We start from the raw sequence: 5,822 nt of genomic DNA, 5'->3' as shown, positions 1-5,822 counted from the left end.
GCAACCACTCTTTTGAAATGGGTTTTTTCTCCAGCAAAAGCTGCATTGGTGGGGTTTCTTGATTTCTTGCCAAATTTAATTTCCATACTGGTAATTGTAATATTGTTTCAGTATCTTTTGAAAGCCATAAAGTTTTTTGTTGATGAGATTCAGAAAGGACAAATCAAAATTGAAGGTTTTTACAGTGATTGGGCTAAACCTACTTTTAACATCATAAAAGTCTTAATCTATGCTTTTATGTTAGTGATTATCTTTCCCTATTTGCCGGGATCCAATTCACCAATATTTCAAGGTGTTTCTGTTTTTGTTGGTGTTTTGTTTTCATTGGGTTCTTCTAATGCAATCGCTAATATGATAGCGGGACTGGTAATAACGTATATGCGTCCTTTTAAAATTGGTGATTTTATCAGAATTGGTGATGTAAGCGGAACTGTTATTGAGAAAACATCTTTGGTAACCCGTGTTCGAACTCCAAAACAAGAAGATATTACGATTCCAAATGCTACTGTTTTATCAAGTTCTTCGATTAATTATTCGGCAAATACCGCAGAGAACGGCAATGGCTTATTAATTCATACTAAAGTTACTATTGGGTATGACACTCCTTGGAATAATGTACACAGAGCACTTATAGAAGCCGCTTTGAGAACCGATTTGATCGAAAAGATTCCGGCTCCATTTGTTTTGCAAACGAGTTTGGATGATTTTTATGTTGCGTATGAAATTAATGCATACACCAAACAGCCGAATCAACAGCCCGCTATTTATTCAAAATTACATCAAAACATCCAAGACTGTTTTAATGAGGCTGGTCTTGAAATTATGTCACCGCATTACAATTCTCATCGTGACGGAAATAAAACAACTATTCCAGATACTTACCTGAATAAGGAATATGAGGCTCCTTCATTTAACGTAAAAGTTGATAAATAATTTTTTTTAGTATTGATAAACCTGTTAAAATGTTATTTTTTTAAAAATATTTTGTAAGTAAAATAATGTTTATTTTTTGTTAGGATTTAGTTCAACGAGTTTTTTTGCATTTTTATGAATGTCTGTTTTTTAACTATTTGTAAATTAGTTGTTTGCGTAATTATTTTTTCAATATCACCAAAAGTGGGTATTGTAGAGTTCTAGTATGTGGCTTAAATTTGTATTATTCTTAAATATTTGTCTAAATGCTTAATTTAAATTAGTACACAAAAGATGAAAAATCATTTTATTAATCAAGATAAGTTAAATCTATTTACAAAAATTATTTCGAATAAGATTCAAAATGGATTTGTAGTTGTAGAGCGTAATGACAAATTGCCCTTTACCATTTTATATAAAGAGGGTAAAAAAATAAATCATAGCCTCAATTTTTTAATTTGTTGTGCAACACTAGGAATGTGGTCTTTGCCTTGGTTGTATTTAACGCAAGTTACTTCCAAGGATAAAAAAGTATTGATCGCGATTGATGAGGAAGGCAAAATTTTTGAAGAAAAATGTTATTTGGGTTAATCTTATTTATGTCTTTAAATCACTAAAAGATTGCTATAGATTGACTGAGACGAACTTCGTTTTTAAAAATTAAAGGATTGGATTAGGAAAAAATCTGTAAATCTTTGGAAAGATATTAAATTGCGTTTTGATTTATTAGAAATAACTAACAATTCTTTTAAGTATAATATATAAAGGGATAATGCATAAAAAGCCACCACAAATTATTAATTGTGTGTGGCTTTTTTGTTGGATAAAAGTTATCATATACTCTTTATAGTTTTTCTTTTAGATATTTTGCCGTAATTGATTTTTTGTTTTTTACTATTTCTTCGGGAGTACCTACAGCTAGTAATAAACCTCCATTTTCGCCTCCTTCAGGTCCTAGGTCGATAACCCAATCAGCACATTTTATTAAGTCAAGATTGTGCTCAATTACAAGTATAGAATGTCCTTTTTCGATTAGAGCATCAAAGGAAGCCATTAGTTTTTTGATATCGTGAAAATGCAATCCTGTTGTAGGTTCATCAAAAACAAAAAGAGCTTTTTCCTTGATAGTCCCTTTAACCAAAAAGGAAGCGAGTTTAATACGTTGAGCTTCCCCTCCAGAAAGTGTCGATGAGGATTGTCCTAATTGTACATACCCTAAGCCTACATCTTGCAGAGGTTGTAATTTTTGAATGATTTTTGTTTGCTTGTTTTTTTCGAAAAAAATAATGGAATCATCGATAGTCATTGTTAGAATATCGTGAATGTTTTTACCATCAAAAGCAACTTCTAGAACTTCTTTTTTGAAGCGTTTTCCGTTGCAGGTTTCACAAGGCAATTGAACATCAGCCATGAAAACCATTTCAACATTTATAGATCCTTCACCTTTGCAGGTTTCACATCTTCCTCCATCGACATTAAAAGAGAAATGTTTGGCTTGATAACCTCTTACTTTGGAAAGTTTTTCTTTGGCATATAATTCTCGAATGTCATCATAGGCTTTAATATAGGTTACAGGATTGGAACGGGAGCTTCGCCCAATAGGGTTTTGATCTACGTATTCGATATGTTTAATCTGTGAAAAAGAACCTGAAAGCTCACTAAACTGACCTGCTTTTTCTCCAGCATTATCTAATTTTTTCTGCATGGCAGGAAAAAGAATTTTTTTGACAAGTGTACTTTTTCCACTACCTGAAACTCCAGTAATTACTGTTAGGACATCAAGTGGAAAAATAACATCTATATTTTGTAAATTGTTTTCTCTTGCGCCTTTTATTTCGATAAAATTTTTATAGGGCCTTCTCTTCTTTGGAACAGTAATTTCTAGATCTCCGTTCAAATATTTAGCGGTCAAAGAACTTGATTTAAGGATTTCGTCATAAGTGCCTTGCGCCACTAGATTTCCCCCCAAGGTTCCTGCTTCTGGACCTATATCAATAATCATATCGGCAGCTTTCATAATATCTTCATCGTGTTCCACTACGATTACAGTATTGCCAAGGTCGCGTAATGACAATAAAACTTTAATTAAGCGTTCTGTGTCTTTTGGATGTAAACCGATACTTGGTTCATCCAGAATGTACATGGAACCCACAAGGCTACTACCTAATGAAGTCGCCAAATTAATACGTTGGGATTCTCCCCCGGAAAGTGTTGATGAATTTCGGTTTAAAGTCAAATAATTCAAACCAACTTCGGTTAAAAAAGACAATCGATTATTGATTTCAATTAATAATCGCTTGGCAATTTGTTTTTCATATTCATCCAAATCAATGTTCTTGAAAAAATCAACCAAGTGTTTGATTGGTAAATCCACTAAATCAGATACGGTTTTTCCGTTGATTTTTACATAGGAAGCTTCAATTCTCAAACGTTTCCCTTTACAAACATGACATTTGGTTTTGCCTCTATAACGAGAAAGCATTACTCTGTTTTGGATTTTATAATTTTTCTCTTCGAGTTCTTTGAAAAAGTCATTTAGCCCTTGGAAATATTTATTTCCAGTCCAAATCAGGTCTTTTTGCTCTTCAGTGAGTTGAAAAAATGGTTTATGAATAGGAAAATCAAATTTATAAGCATTATTGACCAATTCGTCTCGAAACCAGCCCATGCTTTCACCACGCCAAGGAAAAATTGCATTCTCGAATATCGAAAGGGAAGTGTTTGGGACGACCAATTCGGCATCAATTCCAATAATGTTTCCGTATCCTTCACAAACTGGACATGCACCATACGGATTGTTGAAACTGAATAAATGAACATTGGGTTCTAAAAAAGTGATGCCATCCAATTCGAAATTATTGGAAAATGAAAATCTTTTATCTGAATTTAATTCCTGCAAATAGCAAATTCCTTTTCCTTCAAAAAAAGCTTTTTGTACGGCATCAGATAGTCGATTGTAAAACTCTTCTTCATCTTTGACCACGATTCTGTCAATGATGAGTAAAATATCTTTATGGTCAAGAGTGTGTTGTTCTGCCGGGGTGAAATCATCCAAACGAACCATATCATTATTTACTAAGATCCTAGCAAATCCTTGTTGCAATAAGACTTTTAGTTTGTCTTCCAATTGTCTTCCTTCTTCAAGGTGAATAGGGGCAAGGAGAAGCCATTTGCTGTCCAATTCAAAATTTTTAACTTCAGTAACTACATCTGTAACTGTATTTTTTTTGACTTCTTGTCCCGAAATTGGGGAGTAGGTCCTTCCAATTCTGGCAAACAATAATTTGATGTAATCGTATATTTCGGTTGAAGTTCCTACGGTTGAACGGGCATTGGTGGTGTTCACCTTTTGTTCTATGGCAATAGCTGGAGCAATTCCTTTAATGTATTCCACTTTTGGTTTGTCCAATCGACCCAAGAATTGTCTGGCATATGATGATAAACTTTCTACATAGCGACGTTGTCCTTCGGCATACAAAGTATCGAAAGCTAAACTGGATTTTCCAGATCCTGAAAGTCCTGTGATAACGACAAGTTTGTTTCTGGGAATAGCTACATCTACATTTTTTAAATTATGTACCTGTGCACCTTTTATGATGATGTTTTTCTTTGGATCGAGTTTGGAAATATCAATTGACATACTAAAAATGAATTTCCACAAAAGTACTCAATTTTGATGTGAGAATCCCCAAAGAATTATAATCAAAACTTAGTTTTTTGTAGATGAAAATTTGGTTAATAGTTTACGCCAGAGATTGATGATAAGGTGTTTTCACAAGAATTTATTGTGGATTATATTAAAGTTTATCAGTAAAACATAAAATAGGAATTAAAAATTTTAATATTTTAACCTAAATAAAGACACTATCCTGCAAGGCAGCAATGGCCTTGTAGGTATAATCTTCTTCTAATTTAAAGTGATAAAATAATTTCCTGATGCCCTTTCCTATTTCACGTTTGCTGCATATGTATGCTATGACTATGTATTACAGGTGTTTATTGTTTTTGTGTTTAGATTGTAATCGCCTTGCAAGAATTGTTTTAAAATGAAAAAAATAACATTTATCATTTTTTTTCTTGCTACTTTTGATAATTATTTGTTAAATTTGACAACTAATTAACCTAAATAACCTCCATAAGCCTATAGCGTAGAACTACTTTTTAGAAGATTCCCCGAAAACTAACAAATCTAAAAAGAAATTGCTATGGCAAATTTACAAAAATCTGATGCTTTATTAGTAAAGGATTATATGGCTGGTGACGAAAACTCCTTGGCTGTATTAATCAAAAGACATGAATCTAAAATTTATGGATTCATTTATTCTAAAGTAGCCGATAGAGAGGTTTCTAACGATATCTTTCAAGATACTTTCATCAAAGTTATTAAAACTTTGAAAACTCAGTCATATAACGAAGAAGGTAAGTTTTTACCTTGGGTAATGAGGATTGCACACAATTTAATAATTGATTTTTATAGAAAATCAAAAAAAATGCCACTCTTCAGGGAAACTGAAGAATTTTCTATTTTTTCTATAATGTCTGATGATTCCCTTACGGTTGAAAACCAGATTATTGCCGATCAAGTTGAGGTTGATATTCGTAGATTAGTTGAAGAGCTTCCCTTAGATCAAAAAGAAGTTTTGATTATGCGCATGTATCAAGATATGAGTTTTAAAGAAATTTCCGAAACTACCGGTGTGAGTATCAATACAGCGTTGGGTAGAATGCGATATGCAATAATGAACTTGAGAAAAATTATAGACAAGCATCAAATTGTTTTGACAAATTGATAATAAATTGATAATTCTTCCGTTGTAATATAAAATATAATTTATACTACATATGGAAAAGAATTACTCTAAAGCATTGAAAATTTCTAAAAAAATGAAACCGGATAAAGAAGTGGTATC

Annotated in this window: 4 protein-coding genes; 3 read left to right on the top strand and 1 reads right to left on the bottom strand. The window is 32.4% G+C overall.

Features of this window, described 5'->3' with window-relative positions:
- Both VFS71_RS03380 and VFS71_RS03375 read left to right on the top strand, forming a co-directional pair.
- The coding region (locus VFS71_RS03380; protein ID WP_326399376.1) for a mechanosensitive ion channel family protein at nucleotides 1–933 on the top strand (933 nt) is incomplete at its 5' end.
- 273 nt (nucleotides 934–1,206) lie between these two features.
- On the top strand, nucleotides 1,207–1,503 hold the full coding sequence (locus VFS71_RS03375) for a hypothetical protein (RefSeq protein WP_326399375.1): 297 nt from the start codon (nucleotides 1,207–1,209) through the stop codon (nucleotides 1,501–1,503).
- A gap of 253 nt (nucleotides 1,504–1,756) precedes the next feature.
- On the opposite strand, the gene uvrA is transcribed toward VFS71_RS03375, so the two are convergent.
- Complete coding sequence (uvrA, locus tag VFS71_RS03370) at nucleotides 1,757–4,552, bottom strand: excinuclease ABC subunit UvrA (RefSeq protein WP_326399374.1); 2,796 nt, start codon at nucleotides 4,550–4,552, stop codon at nucleotides 1,757–1,759.
- 565 nt (nucleotides 4,553–5,117) lie between these two features.
- On the opposite strand from uvrA, the gene VFS71_RS03365 reads away from it, so the two are divergent.
- Complete coding sequence (locus VFS71_RS03365) at nucleotides 5,118–5,702, top strand: RNA polymerase sigma factor (protein ID WP_326399373.1); 585 nt, start codon at nucleotides 5,118–5,120, stop codon at nucleotides 5,700–5,702.
- The last annotated feature ends 120 nt before the right edge of the window (nucleotides 5,703–5,822 follow it).

Origin of the sequence: Flavobacterium sp. (genome assembly GCF_035760125.1) — a bacterium.
GTDB lineage: Bacteria > Bacteroidota > Bacteroidia > Flavobacteriales > Flavobacteriaceae > Flavobacterium.
Note: the sequence above shows the minus strand (reverse complement) of the source record. Positions and strands in the feature narration are given on the sequence as shown.